This window comes from Herbaspirillum sp. BH-1 (genome assembly GCF_002870055.1).
In the GTDB taxonomy this organism is placed as follows: Bacteria; Pseudomonadota; Gammaproteobacteria; order Burkholderiales; family Burkholderiaceae_D; genus Herbaspirillum; species Herbaspirillum frisingense.
Window position 1 is genome coordinate 25,413 of record NZ_PKOI01000025.1, and the last position, 18,510, is coordinate 43,922.

The 18,510-nt window shown below is 62.0% G+C and carries 14 protein-coding genes; 10 read left to right on the top strand and 4 right to left on the bottom strand.

Features of this window, described 5'->3' with window-relative positions:
• The first annotated feature begins 68 nt into the window (after window positions 1-68).
• The 8 genes from HBH1_RS22510 to HBH1_RS22550 all read left to right on the top strand — a co-directional run bounded on the left by HBH1_RS22510 (window position 69) and on the right by HBH1_RS22550 (window position 10,226).
• Window positions 69-1,790: a tetratricopeptide repeat protein gene (locus HBH1_RS22510; protein WP_102664449.1), complete on the top strand. Its 1,722-nt coding sequence runs from the start codon at window positions 69-71 to the stop codon at window positions 1,788-1,790.
• A 331-nt stretch (window positions 1,791-2,121) separates the two neighbouring features.
• Window positions 2,122-3,444 carry a TolC family protein gene (locus tag HBH1_RS22515; protein WP_102664450.1) on the top strand — a complete coding sequence of 441 codons (1,323 nt, stop codon included), beginning with the start codon at window positions 2,122-2,124 and terminating at the stop codon, window positions 3,442-3,444.
• A gap of 58 nt (window positions 3,445-3,502) precedes the next feature.
• Window positions 3,503-4,411 carry an EAL domain-containing protein gene (locus tag HBH1_RS22520; RefSeq protein WP_102664451.1) on the top strand — a complete coding sequence of 303 codons (909 nt, stop codon included), beginning with the start codon at window positions 3,503-3,505 and terminating at the stop codon, window positions 4,409-4,411.
• A gap of 817 nt (window positions 4,412-5,228) precedes the next feature.
• Window positions 5,229-8,021 carry a hypothetical protein gene (locus tag HBH1_RS25520; RefSeq protein WP_233207684.1) on the top strand — a complete coding sequence of 931 codons (2,793 nt, stop codon included), beginning with the start codon at window positions 5,229-5,231 and terminating at the stop codon, window positions 8,019-8,021.
• Between the two features lie 139 nt (window positions 8,022-8,160).
• On the top strand, window positions 8,161-9,012 hold the full coding sequence (locus tag HBH1_RS22535; RefSeq protein ID WP_102664453.1) for a vesicle formation protein: 852 nt from the start codon (window positions 8,161-8,163) through the stop codon (window positions 9,010-9,012).
• A gap of 9 nt (window positions 9,013-9,021) precedes the next feature.
• Entirely contained in the window at window positions 9,022-9,411 is a 390-nt protein-coding gene (locus tag HBH1_RS22540) for a hypothetical protein (RefSeq protein ID WP_102664454.1), read from the top strand.
• Between the two features lie 4 nt (window positions 9,412-9,415).
• Entirely contained in the window at window positions 9,416-9,796 is a 381-nt protein-coding gene (locus HBH1_RS22545; RefSeq protein ID WP_102664455.1) for a helix-turn-helix domain-containing protein, read from the top strand.
• Between the two features lie 94 nt (window positions 9,797-9,890).
• On the top strand, window positions 9,891-10,226 hold the full coding sequence (locus tag HBH1_RS22550) for a helix-turn-helix domain-containing protein (protein WP_006464438.1): 336 nt from the start codon (window positions 9,891-9,893) through the stop codon (window positions 10,224-10,226).
• A gap of 36 nt (window positions 10,227-10,262) precedes the next feature.
• On the opposite strand, the gene HBH1_RS22555 is transcribed toward HBH1_RS22550, so the two are convergent.
• From HBH1_RS22555 to HBH1_RS22565, 3 genes are all read right to left on the bottom strand, one after another.
• Window positions 10,263-11,495: an MFS transporter gene (locus HBH1_RS22555; RefSeq protein ID WP_102664456.1), complete on the bottom strand. Its 1,233-nt coding sequence runs from the start codon at window positions 11,493-11,495 to the stop codon at window positions 10,263-10,265.
• A gap of 477 nt (window positions 11,496-11,972) precedes the next feature.
• Window positions 11,973-13,193, bottom strand: a complete 1,221-nt coding sequence (locus HBH1_RS22560) for an ABC transporter substrate-binding protein (RefSeq protein ID WP_102664457.1) — start codon at window positions 13,191-13,193, stop codon at window positions 11,973-11,975.
• A 67-nt stretch (window positions 13,194-13,260) separates the two neighbouring features.
• Entirely contained in the window at window positions 13,261-14,571 is a 1,311-nt protein-coding gene (locus HBH1_RS22565) for a hydroxymethylglutaryl-CoA reductase, degradative (protein ID WP_102664458.1), read from the bottom strand.
• Between the two features lie 220 nt (window positions 14,572-14,791).
• Between HBH1_RS22565 and HBH1_RS22570 the strand changes: the two genes are divergently transcribed.
• Window positions 14,792-16,198, top strand: coding sequence for an aminotransferase-like domain-containing protein (locus HBH1_RS22570; protein WP_102664459.1), 1,407 nt, complete (start codon window positions 14,792-14,794; stop codon window positions 16,196-16,198).
• Window positions 16,199-16,403: 205 nt separating this feature from the next.
• A complete protein-coding gene (locus HBH1_RS22575) occupies window positions 16,404-18,014 on the top strand; it encodes a methyl-accepting chemotaxis protein (RefSeq protein WP_102664460.1) in 1,611 nt (536 codons plus the stop codon).
• 48 nt (window positions 18,015-18,062) lie between these two features.
• On the opposite strand, the gene HBH1_RS22580 is transcribed toward HBH1_RS22575, so the two are convergent.
• Complete coding sequence (locus HBH1_RS22580) at window positions 18,063-18,470, bottom strand: hypothetical protein (RefSeq protein ID WP_102664461.1); 408 nt, start codon at window positions 18,468-18,470, stop codon at window positions 18,063-18,065.
• Window positions 18,471-18,510 lie beyond the last annotated feature (40 nt).

Genomic DNA, 18,510 nt, shown 5'->3' on the forward strand with positions numbered 1-18,510 from the left:
CGCTAGCATTCGCCCCCCGTGGCGGGCAGGGATGAGACAATACGCCCGTTTGTCTCCCTTGCCCCGTCATGAATCCACACGCCACTCTCCAGCTCGCCCTCGACCATTTCGACCTGCAGGACTACGCTGCTGCCGAGCAATCGCTGTTTGCCCTGCTTGAACAGCATCCGCAGCACAAGGATGCGCTGCACCTGCTGGGCAGCGTGGCGGCCGCGCAGGGACGTTTCGAGGAGGCAGCGCTGGCCTGGCAGCAGGCGCTGCGGCTGGTCGAGCCGGACAGCGAGGAAGCACTGGCCCTGCGCTATCGCCTGGGCCGCGCCTTCTATGAACAGGGTCGCTTTGAAGATGCCTTCCTGCTCTATCGCGATCTGATCGAGGCGGGCCATCAGCAGGCCGAATTCTTCGTCGCCGCAGCGGCCGCCCTGCAGGCAATGTCACCTTCCGGCAAGAATGACGCGCAGGCGCTGGCCCTACTGGAGGAGGCCCTCCAGCGCAATCCCGAACAAGCCGACACCTGGCATCGCAAGGCATTGCTGCATGAGCGCGCCGGTCAATGGGAGGCGGCGCGCGACTGCATCCACCAGGCGCTGCGCCTGAACGATCAGTCTGCGCAGCTCTGGCTGGCCGCCGGATTGATTGAGCACGCCCTGGGCGCCTATGAGGAGGCGCTGCGCTACTACGATCAGGCCCTGATTCTGCCGCCCGAGCTGGTGGATGCCCACGTCAGCCGCGGTACCACGCTGGCCCGCCTGCGTGACCATGAGGAGGCCATCGACAGCTATCGCCGCGCCCTGCGCATCGATGCGGGAGATGCCGACGCCCACGTCAACCTGGCGCTCTCCCTGCTTGCCCTGGGCCGGCTGGAAGAGGCGCTACCCTTGTACGAATGGCGCTGGGAAGGACGCGGTGCCGACCCCTATCGGCACGCGACGATTCCGGCCTGGAACGGTGGCAGCAGCTTGCAAGGCAAGCGTCTCCTGCTGTGGGCCGAGCAGGGGCAGGGCGATACCATCCAGTTCAGCCGCTACGTGCTGCAGATGGTCGGGGCCGGTGCCGAGGTGGTGCTGGAGGTGCCGGCCAGTCTGCTGAGGCTGATGCAGGGCTTGCCCTGCGCCGCAAGCATCCGCCTGGTGGCGATGGGCCAGGCCTTGCCGGAGGTTGACTTCCAGTTGCCCTTGATGAGCCTGCCGCTGGTGTGCAATACCTCCCTGGCTTCCATCCCGGAAGGCTTTCCTGGTGCGTCCTACCTGGCGCCGGAGGCTGGCTTGTGCAGTCAATGGGAGACCCGCATCGCAGCGCTCGCTCCCCGTGCAGCCGGACGGGTGCGCGTCGGCGTGGTGTGTTCCGGCAACGCCGGCAACGTCAACGATGCGCGCCGCTCTATCGCCCTCGAACGCTTTGCCACGCTGGAGCAGGCGCGTGGCGGACTGGATTTCTTCGTGCTCCAGCCTGACCTGCGCGACGCCGATGCCCAATGGCTGCGGCAGGCCGGTCCTCACTGGCATGAGCTTGGGGCTGACATCGGCGATTTCGCCGATACCGCCGCCGCCTTATCCTGCATGGATCTGCTGATCAGCGTCGATACTGCCGCCGCCCACCTGGCCGGTGCGCTCGGCCGGCCGGTGTGGGTCGCCTTGCCGCATGCGCCCGACTGGCGCTGGTTCCTGCAGCGACATGATTCTCCCTGGTATCCGACTGCCCGCCTGTTCCGCCAGCAGCAGGCTGGCGCCTGGGATGACGTGATCCGCATGCTGCGTGCCGCACTGGCGATCGAACAATTCAAGGCCTGACATCGGCCTGTGCCGGGCAGGGCAGGCGTCCTAGACCCGGACATTCTTCGTGTGATCTGAAATCTATCTGCATTTCTCGAAAAATTTCGAGAGTGCGAGAACATTTCTGCCCCAATAGACAATTCGTCACTCCGCGCATTTCCGCGATCATCCAAAGCCCATTCTTGTCCTTGTCGTTGCCTGCTGCCGACCGACTGCGGTAATCCTCCGAGCGCGTTGTCGGAACCCGCTGGCCGGTCGCAATGTCCGCTTTACCCAGCGCCCGAAGTGCGCCGAGGAAGCGAACTGCGCGACATCCTGTGTGGACAAGACCAACAGGAAATGATCGCACATGAACGACCACACCAAGCAACGCGCCCCTCGCTCCCTGCAGACCGGCCCGGCTACCCCGCGCAGCTGCATCACCCGACTGGTGGCCACAATCGCGCTGGCCTTTGCCGGCTGGACCAGCCAGGCCGACGCCACCACCCTGGGCGACCTGGTCAGGCAGGCAGCCTTCAACAATCCGTCCGCACTGGCGCGCCAGCGGGCCGCCGAAGCGGCGGCGGACGCCGTCTCGTCAGCTCGCTGGCAATTCTTCCCCACGCCTTCGCTCTCTGTGGAGCGTGCCGGGATGACCAGTTCCCGTGATATCTCCTACAACGGCGACGACACCGTCGTCACGATGCGCCTGCAGCAGACCTTGTGGTCCGGTGGTCGCCTGTCCGGTCAGCTGGAGCAGGCCGGCCACAATCAGCAGTCGGCCGAAGAAGCGTTGCGCGAGCAGCGTTTCCGCCTGGCCGAGCAGGTCATTTCGCAATACAGCCTGTGGGTACGCTCCGACCTGGCTGCGGCCGCCAACCAGAAGAACCTCAAAGCGCTGGAAGATTTCCTCGCACAAAGCCTGCGCCGGGAGAAGGAAGGCGCTGCCGCCCAGGTCGACGTCACGCTGGTCCGTGGTCGTCGCGACCAGGCCATCATCGATCTGCTGGGGGCCAAGTCCAGCCGCGTGTCGGCCCGCCTGCAACTGGAGCAATTGGTCGGGCTACCCCTGAACGATGAAGAACTGCGGGCCGACGTCGACAAGCAGATGATCGGTGAGGACCTACCCCTGCTGACCGAAGCCATGCTTGACAGCAGCCCCGTGCTCAAGAGGCTGCGCGCCGATGCCAAGGTGCAGGAGGCCGCAATCAAGATCCGTAGCGCCTCCTACTGGCCGGAGGTCTATGCCCGGGTGGAGCATCAGCGCGGCAATTTCAGCGTGCGCAATCAGCCAAGCAACAATCGCGCGTTTGTCGGCATGCAGATGCAACTGGGGGCCGGCCTGTCGCTGGGGTCCGAAGTCGCAGCTGCCCAGGGGCGCTACCAGTCGGCCGTACTGGCCGTGGACGCAGCGCGGCTGGAGCTGATCGCGCAGATGGCCGCCACCTACACTGAATACCAGCAGGCCGTGGCGCGGTCCAATAATCTGGATGCCGTGGGATTGTCTGCCGAGGATGTGCTGGCTTCGTATACCCGGCAATACCTCTCGGGCAGGCGTTCCTGGCTGGATGTGATGAATGCCGTGCGCGAGGTGGTCCAGACGGACCTGCAAAAGGCCGATGTGACCGCGCTGATCATCGCTGATGGTCGCAAGCTGCAACTCTGGGCGCACGGCCTGGAAGAGGTGCGCTGATCCTCGTTGACGCGCTCTGCCCAGGGCGCGTCGCAGGTTGTCGGCCGCCGGGGGAGACATGATCAATAAATCACAGCTGAAGAACGCGATCCGGCGCAAGGAATTCATCGTCGTCTATCAGCCCATCGTGGCCTTGGCGAGTGGCCGTTGCGCTGGTGCCGAAGTGCTGGTGCGATGGCAGCGTGAGGACGGCATGCTGCTCCCGCCAGACAGCTTTTTGCTCGCGGCGCAGCGACATGGTTGCCTGGACGCCATTACCGACCTGGTGGTCGACCAGGTGATCACCCAGACCGGTGCTTTGCTACGGGACCATCCTGATCTGCATCTGGCCGTCAACATCCCGGCCCATGACATCAACAGCGGCAGGATACTGGACGTCATCGGAAGAAAACTGGCCGGCACCGGCATTGCGCCAGCGCAGTTGTGGCTGGAGGTCACGGAGGGGCGCAGTATGGAATTGCCGTCCTGTCTGGCGAACCTGGCGCGCGCCCGAAGCGACGGCCACGTGATTGCGCTGGATGATTTCGGGACCGGTTATTCCTGCCTGCGCTACCTGCATGAATTGCCTTGTGATGTACTCAAGCTGGACCGCTCCTTTGTTGCCAGCATTGGCGGCGACGCCAAGCCGCATCCGGTGACAGCCTGCATCATCGAGATGGCCAGGCAACTCAAGCTCAGGATCGTCGCCGAAGGCGTGGAAACGGCGGCACAGGCGCGCTATCTCAGGCAGGCTGGCGTTCAGTATGCACAAGGATGGCTCTTCGCTCGTGCCATGCTGGCAGCGGATTTCTTGGAGCATTGTGCAATTCCGGGCTCGGTAATGAACGCGTCGCCCGCGGAATCATGTTCACCGCTGGTGACGCATGCATCGATCCCAGTGATAGCGAACGACGGATCTTCCTTGCCGCGTGATCTGTCTGTGCCGGGCGCCAGAGGCATAGAGCGATTGGCTGATATTAAAAGTTAACGGATTGTCGCCACAAAGAAGCACTTGTTCTGCACTAAGGAACAATTTCACTAAAAGCTATCAATCTATAAAGTCCGCTTTGCGCTGCTGTTCATGGTCATTCAGCAATGCTGTCACCAGCACCGACTCATTGTCAGTTCCACAGGTGACGAAGAGCGTCAGGCTCCCCTCGATTTCGGCAGAATTCGCGGGGAGTTTTTTTTGGGCGCGTTGAAGGAGATGGATAGCGTCCTGATCACCAGCCTTGGGAATGCTCTCAACAATATATTTTTTCCGTTATTTGTCTCGCTCAGCGACTAGGAAAAGAATGCTTCGTCGATAGTGAAAATTCGGACAAATTGAAGTGTCAATTTTTAAGTAAATAGTGGCGAGTAAAAATATTTAATGCACTAAAAGACAATTAAATATTTATATATTTTCAAACATCATAGCCCTCAATTGACGAGCTGCCGCAGCGCAATGATGGATGCGCTTTCATTCGGCAGTTGCCTGCATCCGCCGGCACGGCGATGCGCTATCGATAACCGGGAATCCTGATTTTTTGAGTCATCGCGGAATGCATCGTCGGAGGGGATTTCTTCCTGCTTCCGCTCTCTCTTCGATCAAACCGAGCTTGTCCTGATGACGCGTTGCGTTCCGCTCATTCCAATCAGTAAGCGGATCGTCACGCCCGATACCACACCTAACGAATCGCCATGAGAAAGAACGCCCTTCGTCATCCTCGTCGCCGACAGCCTATGTCGCCCAGGCTGACTACACCGTCGCACGACATGTGTCGTCGAAATGCCCGCGACCCGCGAGTGCAGGGAGTCACGCAATGAGCGAACTTGCCTCCTCCCTGTCATGGGCCCTGATGACCATTGCGCGACGCCAGGGTGTCGTGATTGACAGTGTGCGACTCAATGCCGCCATCGCCGCGGCGATGAAGAAATCTGGCGGTACTTCCATCGACATCAATTCCCTGTGTGGCGCGCTGAGTCTACCCAAGGCACAGCTTCTCAAAGCACCAGATCGCAGTCAGTTGCCCGTGCTGGGCGTTGTGCAAGAGCGTGGTTGGGGCCTCATCGTCGATCAGCGTCCCGACGGCCGCTGGATCTTCGTCAGCGAGGAAGGCCATGCACTGATCAGTGATGACGATCTTGTAGAAGGTGTTTGCAAGATCGACTTTTCGGTTCTTGCTGCCAAAGGCGGGCAGAACGGATTCGAACGCGTCTTCAAGGAAGCCCTTGCCGAATTCCGGCCTGTTTTCCTTGAGGTCGTTCTCGCATCGGTCGTGATGAGCGTCATTGCCCTGGGTGCCTCGATCTTCTCCATGCAGGTCTATGACCGTGTCATTCCCACCCATGGCGTTGCTACGCTGATCGTACTGGCCATTGGCGTCGGACTGACCTACGGCTATGACAGCGCCAGCCGTACACTGACTATTCGCAAGTCCAACAATGCCGTCCTGACCGGTGCTGACGTACAGGCGATCATCCAGGCCATCAAGCTGGGCGGATCCGACATGCAGGATGGGGTGCACACCGCGCAGTTCAGCCTGGTGAGCAGCACGGGTGAAGTCGGTGGCGCCTCCACGGCGACCCTGGTGGTGGATAGCCAGGCGCCGACGCTGGACACCGATCGCGCGCGCCTCGGTCTGCAGATTGACGGGAAGAAGCTGTTCAGCGGTTCAGAGATGATCGCCGGTGACCACATGTTCGCCAACGAATTCAATATCTGGCCGACCTCCGATATCGCCAGTATCGCCGTCAGGATGAGCGGGCCCCAGCTGGACGTGGTACGTGACAAGCTGGTGCTCGATACCACGCTCCCTCTGAACATCAACCTGCCCACGGTGCGCGGCAAGGTGATCGGCGGAATCAGCGGGCTGAACTATGGCTATGACACGGCCAGTCGTACGCTGACCATTACCAAGAGCTCGGGCGCGGCCTTGGACGATGTGGAGGCGCGCGCCATCCTCAAGGCCATCCAGCTCCAGAACAGCACGCCCTCCAGCGGTGAGCGCAGCGCGACCGTCATCCTGACGGACAAGGCTGGCAACAGTAGTCAGACAAACCTGACTGTCACGGTGGACCTGACGGTGCCCTCGTCCATCACTGCTGCCTTTGTGCCCGCCAAGCAGACCAGCTTGAGGCAGGTCGACATCCCTGATCTTCTGGGGGATCAGAACAAGCACAATCTGTCGCCAAGGGAGAACGCTGATCTGAGCAGCATATTGAACTTCGGCATGAACGCGCAGGCCTTCCTGGCCTCGATCCGGGCGATCTCGGCCGAATGGGGTGGGATCAATATCACGGGCAATGCCAACACGACGTCAGCAAACTACTACAGCGTTGTTTCGTTTTCGGGGCTACGTCCTGAAGATGTTGTCATATTTTTCCATCAAGCCGCTAGCTCTACCCGGAGTGGCAACTTCAAGTTCACGACATCGGGTCCTAGCAACCTGTCTTTAGTCGGATTGGCAACGTACTTGAACCCCAATACGGATCTCTACGAAGCGGGCGGCCAGATTGGCGGGCCAGACAATGATATCGGCAATATCCGTGTGCTCTATCAAGTGACGACGAACATCGAAAGTTCGACGCCGACCATCAACGTCACCTACGACGGTACGAAGGCCAGCATCGGCGACATCATTGCGCTCTACGAGGGCAACAAGCTGCTGGCTAGTGCCACCTTGGGTCCAGGCAACATCGGCAGCGCCAACACGACGCTGGGATTGACTGCCGACAGCAGCCTGACGTCCGGCAGGCACATGATCACGGCCAAGTTCATCGATCTGGCCGGCAACACGGTCAGTGCGAACGACGTGACGGTCACGATTGCGGAAGGTCTGGCCACACCGACCTTGACCAATCTGCGGGTGGCCGGTGAATCGGGCATTTCGCAGGCCATCAATGCCTCGCCGACCAAGTACGCAGTGATCTCCGAACTGCCGAGCGATCCCACCGGAAAAATCGCACCGGAGCAGAATCTGAGCTTCTCCGGCACCGTGGGCAGGGCGGGAGAGAGCGATATGTATGAGATCCGCATTGCGATGGGGGGCAGGATCATGGCGTTCGGCAAGTTCAAAGCGGGCGATTTCACGCTGAGCACGCCGGCCAACATGCTCGCTCCCGGCCTGTACAAGGACTTTATGATCATCGTCACCAATATCTCGGACGGCGTCAACAATGGCCAGACGACCTGGATCAAGGACCAGACCGTGGCCTGGTACTGGATTCCGCAGAGCCTGAAGGACCTCGCTGGTGGCGCCGGCGACGATGTCATTCCGTTGGGTGTCACCGCGAACGGTCAGGGCACCAACATCCAGACGGGGCTAGGCAAGGACACGCTGGTAGTCGGTAATTTCACCAATGCCGCCGATACCAGCAAGCTGGCCGCCACCATCACGGACTTCTACCTGGGCCAGGACAAGGTAGCCATCTTCGGGCAGACGGTGACCAAGGCCAACCTCGACAGCTACGTCAAGGCATCGTCGTATGGTGGCCTTTCCACCAAGCTGACGATCGATCTGGATGGCGCCGGTCCCGGCACGACCACCTACAGCCTGTACCTGCAGAACGTGCAGTACAACCCCAACAGCATCGCGACCATCTTTGGAGTGTGAATGTAGCAAGTAGCGATAACAGGCAATTTCCCCAGCGCACCGGATGCAGCGGTGCGCTGACCACACCACAGGACGGCCGCGACAGGGCAGCCGTCCATGGATTTCAATCAAGAACGTCAATCAAGACTTAGGAGAAAAAATGGCAGGCCATTCCACCGACGCAGATGATCAAAATTTCTGGCCCGGGTTCGTCGACTCGATGGTCAACATGGTCATGTACCTGCTCTTGCTGATCGCCATCCTCGCCATGGCGGTGATGTACTTCTCGATGAAGGCACGCGACGAGGCCTACGAAAGCAAGACCGCCAAGATCGAGTCACAGGGCCAGGCCTCGGAGAAGCCCCATGCCGGTGACAAGGAAGAAAAACCGGTGGTGCCCAGCCCCGACGACCTGCATGCCCAGATCGAACGCTTGCGGCAGACACTCAACGAGAACGAAATCCGCTACAAGGCCGATGTCGCCGAACTGAAGGAAAAGCTGCGCGAGAGCGACATGCGTTTCAAGGCCAATGGCCTGTCCAAGGTCGAAAAGCCCAACCAGAAGGAACGCGGCAACAATCTCAAGTCCACCACCGAGGCCGATCTGGCCAAGGAAGGCGCCTCCGAACGCATACTCGATGCCAGCGGCGCGGCGGGCAGCCTGGACAAGGGCGTGGAAGCACTGGCCTTGCGTCCGAGCGTGCTGATCGTGCGTTTCCGCCCCGGCACCGTGGACCTGAACCCGCCGGAAGCCAAGCGCATGACCGATACCTTCCTCAGTCACTTCGACTGGAATGCGCGTCCGGACCAGACCTTCGTCATCTCTACCACTGCCGTGGAGGGGCTGTCGGAGTCCAACCGCATGGCCTTCTACCGGGTGGTCGCCGTGCGTAACCATCTGCTCTCCGTGGGTGTGCCGGCGGCCCGTATCCGCCAGCGCATCGAACCGGTCCCGGCGGCGCGCCAGAGCGGCACCGAGGCATTGGAAATCCGTATTCAGAAGATTGAATGAGGATAGCCGATGTCAGATGCAGCAAGTTCCATCGAGGCTGCCCTGGTGGGCAAGACCACCTATACGATCGATGTGAGACAGGCCGGCACCGCGCTGCGCAAGATTCCGATCGAAACGATCAAGGATGTGCGCAGTCTCGGTATCGACCTGCTGCTGGTGCTGCGTGGTGATGGCCAGATCCTGCTGCGTGAGGGGGCGCTGGATGCGTTGGTGAACCCCAATCGGCGTATCGAGTTCAGTGACGGGGTGCTGACCCTGCAGCAGATCTTCATGCAGAGCGAACACTTCGACTTTTTCAATTCGGGGTCCAGCATCGACGGCCACCTGTACTTCGTCGATGCCCACAACATCCATGCACCCGATGCGGTGCAGGCGATGTCCTACCCTTTCGGAGGATAAGAAGATGAAGCGAGAGATCGATATCGATATCGCACCCGCCAAGTCCGTGACCGAAACCAAGGAAGCCATCGGTGAACGGCTCAAGGCGATCCGCTTGACCAGCGGCCTGAACCAGCGCGACTTCGCCGGTCGCCTGGGGACGTCCGGTGCGTATATCAGTTGCGTGGAGCTGGGACACAGCATGCCGGGTGGGCGTTTCCTGCGCACCCTGCATCGCGAGTTCGACGTCAACATCAACTGGCTGCTCAGTGGCATGGAGGCAGAATTGCCGCCGCGCCACGGCTTTCACGTCAAGGCACTCATCCGGGACTATGTACGCGCCACAGAACGCGGCAAGTCGCTGGTGATGATGGTGGCGAGTTTTCTGGTCGTCAAGCGCGGCTGAAGTTAATGCCTGTGGTCCTGTCGGCGGCGTTGCCAGGCGGACCCGGCAAGGGATACGGGCAGCGCGCATGGCCTGCCCGTATTGAGGAGAGGACATGTTCAGTGAAGAAATCGGCGGCCGCATCAAGGAGATCCGGCTCGCCAATGGCCTGAGTCAGCGCGAGCTGGGTCAGCGCCTCAATACATCCACCGGACATATCAGCTGGCTGGAAGCCGGCAAGGCCATGCCCGGTGGCGAGTTGTTATTGCAGTTGCATCGCGAACTGGCGGTGGACCTCAACTGGCTGCTGACCGGCAGCGAGCCCGAGGTACTACCGCAGGAGGGAGACAAGGACGTACGGCTGCTGGTCGATCACTACTGCCGTTCGGACCTCCAGGGGCGGGAAATCATCCGCATCCTGGCAGGTTATGCGGGGCGGGACTGCGGCTGAAGCGTGCTGCCAGTCCCGCCGGGTGCGGTGGAGGCCTTAGCCACCTGCGCCCGGTGCCGCGGTCGTTGCTGTAGCCGCTTTGCTTGCGGCGGCTGCGCGCAACTGCACATCGCGGTTCAAGCGCCACACCAGCAAGGAGGCCAGCAAGGTCGTGCCGACGATCACGAAACCGACCACATCGAAGTGGCGCAACTGTCCCTCGGGACCGAGCGTGACGATATGCCCGGCCACCACCGAGGCCAGACCGCCGGAGAGTTGCTGGATCGAAGCACTCACCGCATTGAACGAACCCCGCTGGGTGGGCGAGGGGATCGACGAGACCAGCGCCTGGAACGGGATCATGCGCGAGAAGATCCCCAGGAACAGCACCGCATTGATCAGCACGATCATCGGCACCGTCACCGGCCCCAGGTGGGTATAGATCAACACCATGATGATGGACAGCACCGCCCCGAAACAGAACACGCGGAACTTGCCGACCTTGTCGGCGGCGCGCCCGATCAGCGGACCAAAAGCGATGGTGCACAGGCCGGTAACAAGATAGACCGTCGGCAGGTGGTGCAGATCGATGCCCAGGTTGCCGACCAGATAGGCACTGCTGAAGGGCATGAGCATGAAGCCACCGGTCATCAGCAAGGCTGTCGTGGCGAAGGCAATCAGGTAGCGCGGCTCGGTAATGGTGTGATACAGGTGCATCCATGCGCTGTGCTCCTGCTTGAGTTTCAGGTGGCCGTCCACCGGCTGCATCTTCATGCTCACCACCAAGCCCCCGATGGCGCCCAGCGCCGCCATGGCCAGGAAGGGGACATGCCAGTTCCAGGTATTGGACAGGTACAGCCCGATCGGGATGCCCAGCACCTGGCTGGCCGCAAACGAGGTCTGGATGATCCCCATGACACGCCCGCGCAGATGCGGGGCGAACAGATCGGTGGCAATCGCCAGCGTGATGGAACCGATCACGCCACCGAAGAGGCCGGTCACGATACGGGCCAGCAGCAGGCTTTCGAAGCTTTGCGCCAGGCCACACCAGACAGTGCCGAGCACGAAGCCACCATAGAAGAACAGCAGCAGCCGCTTGCGGTCGAAGCGGTCCGCAAAGCCTGCCGTGAGCAGACCCGAGGCCCCGGCGCTGAAGGCATAGGCTGACACCACCAGGCCGAACTGCTGCGGCGTGATCTGCATGGCCGGCATGATCACCGCGCCCAGCGGCGACATCAGCATGAAGTCCAGGATGACGGCAAATTGCAGGAAGGCCAGCAGGCCGGTCACGGTCTTCTGGTAGCGGGTGAAGCCCGCCGGGCTGGACGGAGTGGGCGGCGTGGAGGGCGTAGGTGGCGTAGGTGGGCGGGCAGGGCGGTTGGCTTGGGGCTGACTCAAAAGGGGCTCCTTGGCGTATCGGTAGGGCAGTTCTGCCGTGTCTTCGCGTCCTGGCCCGCGTGAGCGTGGCCGGACGCTGTGTCGTCGCTGACGGATGAGCGTGCGCGATATTGTCTCGCCGTGTCATGAACGGCGCCCATGGCAGGCGTATCGGTCGTGAGGCGGGCTTGCAAGAGTAGGCGCAAGCGGGCGCTTAGGCAAGCCTGGGGCGGCCTTCTCTGCAAAGTTCGCACGATTGGTCAGGCTTTCGTCACATTCCGGATAGAAAATGTGAAGATAAAAAAGCGGAGAGGCCCGTCCTGCGGGCCTCTCCGTCCTTTTGTGCTCAACACGCCGGTTAACCCTGGCTTAGAGGGGAGTTCCGTTACCTCATTGCTTGAGCAGGCTGCATTTCGATTCCGCCACGGTGGTGAAGGCCTGCTCGCCCGGAATGGTCTCCAGCAGTTTCAGGTAATCCCAGGGCTTCTTCGATTCGGCCGGCGACTTCACCTGGTACAGGTACATGTCATGGATGTTGCGGCCGTCGGCGCGGATGTAGCCCTTGTTGTAGAAGTCGTCGATGCGGGTCTTCTTCAACTGCGCCATCACCTTGGTCGAGTCATCGGTACCAATCGCTTCCACCGCCTTCAGGTAGGTCATGGTGGCCGAATAGGCGGCCGCCTGGTGGGTACTGGGCATCTTCTTCATCTTCTGGAAGAAGCGCTCGGAGAACTTGCGCGAGGGCTCGTCCTTGTCCCAGTACCAGCTGTCGGTCATCATCAGGCCCTCGGCGTTGGCCAGGCCCAGGGCGTGGATGTCGTTGATCACCATCAGCAGTCCCACCAGCTTCATGGTCTTGGTGACGCCGAATTCCTTGGCGGCCTTGATCGAATTGACGGTGTCCTCACCGGCATTGGCCAGGCCCAGGATCTGTGCCTTGGAGGCCTGGGCCTGCAGCAGGAAGGACGACAGGTCCGAGGATTGCGGCGGGTGCTTGATCGAGCCCACCACCGTGCCGCCACTGGCCTTGACCACGGCACTGGTGTCGTTGGCCAGCGAATGGCCGAAGGCATAGTCGGCCACCAGGAAGAACCAGGACTTGCCGCCCTGCTTGATCACCGCGCTGGCCGTACCCTTGGCCAGGGCCACGGTGTCGTATTCGTAGTGGACGGTATAGAGCGTGCATTCCTCATTGGTCAGGCGCGCCGTGCCGGCGCCGATGTTGATGTAGACCCGCTTCTTCTCGGCCATCACCTTGTTCATGGACAGGGCCGTGGCCGAGTTTACGCCCCCGATCAGCATGTCCAGGCCGCGCTCGTCGGCCCATTCGCGGGCGCGGGTGGCGGCGATGTCGGCCTTGTTCTGGTGGTCCGCCGAGATCACCTCGATGGGTTTGCCCAGCACCTTGCCGCCGTAGTCGGCCACCGCCATGCGGATCGCCTCCAGGCCGCCCAGGCCATCGGTATCGGCATAGGGGCCGGACATGTCGGTGATGAAGCCGATGCGCACGGCGTCGTTGGACACCTGGGCTGCGGCTGGGCCGGCCAGGCCGAAGGCGCCCGCAACGGCGCAGGTCGCGGCCAGCAGGCGCAGCTTGGTCGATGTAGTCATGCTTTGTCTCCTCGTTTTTATCGGCCGCCTGGTGGCGGCTCGTGGTTCGTGATTACCGTACTGCCCCTCAGCCCTGGCGACGTTGCGCCAGCAACTGGCGGGCATAGTCCACCCGCACGTCATGGCTGGCGACCATCTGCTGCACCAGCCAGTCCATTTCCGCCGGTTCGGCACCGGCCGCCAGCGCGATGTTGCGGGCGTGCAGCGCCATGTGGCCGCGCTGTATGCCTTCGGTGGCCAGCGCGCGCAGCGCCGCCATGTTCTGCGCCAGGCCCACGGCCACGGCGACTTCGGCCAGTTCCTGGGCGCTTTGCACGCGCAGGATCTTCAGCGCTGCACGGGCGGCCGGATGGGTCTTGGTGGCACCGCCCACCAGGCCCACCGGCATGGGGATTTCCAGCGTGCCCACCAGGTCGCCGTCGGCGGCGATTTCCCAATGGGTCAGCGAAGTGTAGCGTCCCTGGCGGCAGGCATAGGCATGGGCACCGGCTTCCACCGCCCGCCAGTCGTTGCCGGTGGCCACGATCACCGGGTCGATGCCGTTCATGATGCCCTTGTTGTGGGTGGCCGCCCGGTAAGGATCGACGGCGGCGAATTCATAGGCATCGACGATGCCGTTGATGACTTCCTCGCCACTGTATTGGTCGGTGGCCAGCACCTTGGCCGAGACCTTCACCCGCGCCCGCGCCAGGCGCAGGTCGGCCAGGTTGGAGAGGATGCGCAGCCGCACCCGGCCACCGGTGATCTGCTCGATATGGCCGGCCACTGCCTCGGCCATGGTATTGACGGTATTGGCGCCCATCGCGTCGCGCACATCCACGATCAGGTGGGTTACCACCATGGCGCCGCGGCGGGTATCCGGGAAGACATGCACCTCGATGTCACGGCAACCGCCCCCCAGCTGGTTGAGCAACTGGTCGCGGCTGTTGGCGATGTCGATGATGGCCTGGCGTTCCTTGAGGATGGCCAGCCGCGCCCCGTGCGGGTCGCCCACGCCGATCAGCTGGATCTGCGCCCGCATCAGTGGCGTGCTGCTGGAGGTCTGGAAGCCGCCACAGGCGCGTACCAGCTTGGCCATGAAGGAGGCGGCGGCCACCACCGACGGTTCTTCTACCGCCATCGGGACCAGCACATCGCGGCCGTTCAGCTGGAAGTAGCCGGCCACGCCCAGCGGCAGCTGGAAGGTGCCGACCACGTTTTCGATCATGCCGTTGGCGGTCGTCAGCGGCAGGCCGCCGGGCTGTCCCAGCAGGGCTTGCTCGGCTTCATCCAGGTGGGCCAGCCGGCTTACCTCGGCCAGGCGCTCGGCGGGAGCAAGGGAACGGAAGCCGGGCAGGCGGGAATCCGGGGCCGCACCCGGGAGGGTGTCATTGCGCATGCGTTTGTCTCACTGGTTGTCGTTGGTATCGTCAGCCCGGGCGAGGAAGCCTTGTCCGGGCAGCGCAGGCAGGATAGCAAGCGTGTACCATTACGCATGGGTACAGTTGTGGCCAACAGCAAGTGAACTGTACCCAAGACAATCCCTTTGCATTGCAGCAAGAATCTTCATATTTTCCCACCCACGGGCCCGCCAGGGGCCTCGCCGGAGACCCATCGTCATGGCTGACGCGCCCACCCTCACCAGCACGCTGGTCCAGTTGATCCGCCGCCAGATTGCCGAAGGCCTGCACCCGCCCGGCAGCAGGCTACCGTCGATCCGCGAGATGGCGGCGCGGCACGGCTGCGCCAAGAACACCATCGTCAACGTCTTCGATGAACTGACGGCCCAGGGCGTGGTGGAGCCCAGGCGCGGTTCCGGTTTCTTCGTCTGCACGACACCGCCGCGCCCCAAGGAAGAAGAGGAGGGCAGTCTGAGCCGCGCCATGGACGTGGTCTGGCTCATGCGCGAACAGTTGAAGCACGACCCCGGCCATCTGCGCCTGGGTGATGGTTTCCCGCCGGTGGAGTGGTTGCACGATGTACGGCTGGACAAGTTCCACCAGAAAGTGGTGCGCACCGGCATGGGTGCGCTGTTCGGCTATGGCAGCCGTTTCGGCTACCTGCCGTTGCGCCAGCATCTGGTACAGAAACTGGCCCAGCACGGCATCGATGCCGGCACCGGCCAGATCGTCCTGACCCACGGCGCCAACCAGGCGCTGGATATCGTGATCCGCAACTTCGTGCGCCCCGGTGACCGGGTGCTGGTCGATGAGCCGGGCTACTACATGCTCTATGGCAAGCTCAAGCTCTCGGGGGCGCGCATCGTCGGCATTCCGCGCCTGCCGGACGGGCCGGACGTGGATGCACTGGAGCGAGAACTGAAGCTGCCGGGCAAGCCGCCGCTGTTCTTCACGCAGTCGCTGGCGCACAATCCGACCGCCTCCGACACCTCGCCCCACAAGGCCCACAAGATCCTGCAACTGGCTGACCGCTACGATGCCCTGATCGTCGAGAACGATGCCTTCGCCGACTTCAAGCCGGCCACCGCGCCCCGTATCGCGACACTGGACCAGTTGCGCCGCACGCTCTACATCGGCAGCTTTTCCAAGTCGGTCTCGGCGGCCTTGCGGGTGGGCTTCATTGCCTGTCATCGTGACCTGGCCAGCGATCTTGCCGACATCAAGATGCTGGTCCACATGAGCAGTTCCGAATACTGCGAGCGGACCCTGGACGTGATCCTTTCCGACGGCCACTTCAGCCGCCACACCGCGCGCCTGCGCGATCGCCTGACCCAGGCCACCGAGGCCGCCTGCCACCAGTTGCAGCAACTGGGTGCGCAATTGTTCTGCGCGCCGCAGCAATCCATGTACCTGTGGGCGAGGTTTCCGGCGTTCCCGGATGCCAGGCAGCTGGCCCAGGGCCTGATGGCGCGCCATATCGTGTTGGCGCCGGGCAGCATTTTCCATGTGGATCCAGAGCAGGACGTACCCTGGTCACGCTTCAATGTCGGCTTGTTGTCCGATCCCCGTTTCGCGTCGGCGATGGCGGAAATGATGATCACTTCGAGCGGTATTCCCGGCGGCTGAGGCGTGGCCGTCCCGAGCGCGCCGCCCGTGGGAAGTGAGGCCGCATTGCCCGTGTGTTCTGCCCTTTGCTTTCTTGTCCAGCCTGATCCCGCGTGCCATAGTGCAAGGCAGCGGCGATCGGGGTTGCCGTGGTCAAAAGAATAATGAAAGCATGCTAACTAATGGGGGAGTACCTGTCAGGTGCTTCACTCGGGACGGATCTCAAATGAACATCTTAGGCAATATGAATATTGGCAAACGCCTCACGCTCGGCTTTGCCGTCATCCTGGCTTTTTCCGTCGTGGTGGCGGGGATGAGCCTGTGGCGACTGGAGCAGGTCTCCTCCGCGACCCGAGAAATGATGAATGATCCGCTCAAGACCGAGCGCCTCATGGGCGACTGGTACACCAATCTCTCGGCCGGCATTCGCCGTACGCTGGCCATCGCCAAGAGCAGCGACCCTTCGCTGGGCCCCTATTTCGCCGCTGAGGCAGCCGAATCGACGCGCAGTTCCACCGAATACCAGAAGGGGGTGGAGAAGCTGCTGGTGACGCCTCGCGAAAAGGAGCTGTTCCAGAAGATCGGCGAGCAGCGCAAGATCTACCTGTCCTCGCGCGACCAGATCGTCAAGCTCAAGGCCGAGGGCAAGATGGACGAGGCCATGCAGTTGCTGGACAAGACCTTCGTGCCGGCCGCTGCCCTGTACCAGCAATTGATGCGCGACATGGTTGATCTGCAGCGCAAGGACATCGATGACACCGCCAAGGAGATCGACGACATCGCCGCCCAGAGCCGGGTACTGATCCTGGTGCTGGAAGGCCTGATCCTGCTGCTGGGCATCGTACTGGCGCGCTACCTGACGCTGGGCATCACCAAGCCGCTGCATACGGCCGTGACCGTCTCGCGCAAGGTGGCCGAAGGCGACCTCTCGGCGCAGGTGCAGGTCAGTACGCGTGACGAAACCGGCCAGTTGCTGCAATCCCTGCGGGACATGAACGACAGCCTGCGCGGCATTGTCTCCAACGTGCGCACCGGTACCGACACCATCAGCACCGCCTCCTCCGAGATCGCTGCCGGCAACCTGGACCTGTCCTCGCGCACCGAACAGCAGGCCAGTTCGCTCGAAGAAACCGCCTCGGCCATGGAAGAACTCATTTCCACGGTGCGCCAGAACGCCGACAACGCCCGCCAGGCCAGCCAGCTGGCGCATTCCGCCTCGGCCGTGGCCGAGCAGGGCGGGGGCGTGGTCAACCAGGTGGTCGACACCATGGGCGCCATCAACGCCTCCTCGCGCAAGATCGTGGAAATCATCAGCGTAATCGATGGCATCGCCTTCCAGACCAACATCCTGGCCTTGAACGCGGCCGTGGAAGCGGCGCGTGCGGGTGAACAGGGACGGGGCTTTGCGGTGGTGGCCTCGGAAGTGCGTTCCCTGGCCCAGCGTTCGGCCTCGGCCGCCAAGGAAATCAAGGAACTGATCAACGACTCGGTGGAGAAGGTCGATGACGGCAGCCGTCTGGTTGAACAGGCCGGCAACACCATGCAGGAAGTGGTCAGCAGCGTGCGCCGCGTGACCGACATCGTGGCCGAGATCAGCGCCGCCAGCGCCGAGCAGACCAGTGGCATCGAGCAGATCAACCTGGCCATCACCCAGATGGATCAGGTCACCCAGCAGAACGCCGCGCTGGTGGAAGAAGCGGCGGCTGCCGCCGCCTCAATGCAGAACCAGGCCGGTCAGCTGATGCAGATGGTCAGCGTGTTCCGCCTCAGCGAGGGCGAACCGGTGGTACGGCGCGAGATCGACGTCACGCCGACCGGGCCTACGCTGCCGGGTTGAATCGCACTTCGAAGACGGCCCCGCGTGGCCGTTGCCTGCCATGGTTTGCTAGCGATACGCGTGGGCGATCATGGCGCAAATGGGGAAAATGAAGAATCTCATGGAGGCGAAACCTAGTGCGTACCAAAGTGCTTGCGAAAAGTAACCACGAGGGTAGGACGAATCCATGCTCATGTAATAGCGGCCAATTTCTTGGAAAAGGCATGCCGCCCCAAATGGCCCTGCAAACAAGGTGATAGTGAGAAATTTGTGGGGCCGAATAGATAGCTGCTCCACTAGAAAGAGTGTGAGGCCGGAGGTAATGCAGCCACCGATAAACGATACGAGATATCTTGTGATGAAGTGTCCTTCATCGTTTAGCCACATGAACTGACGCGGCCATTGGAAGGCGCGCGTAAAGACGAGGTATGCAACTTCAACAATCGATCGGAGAAAATGAAGGAATAGTTCTTCCATGTGGTCCTAATGCGGATAAGAGAGGCCACCATCGAGATCT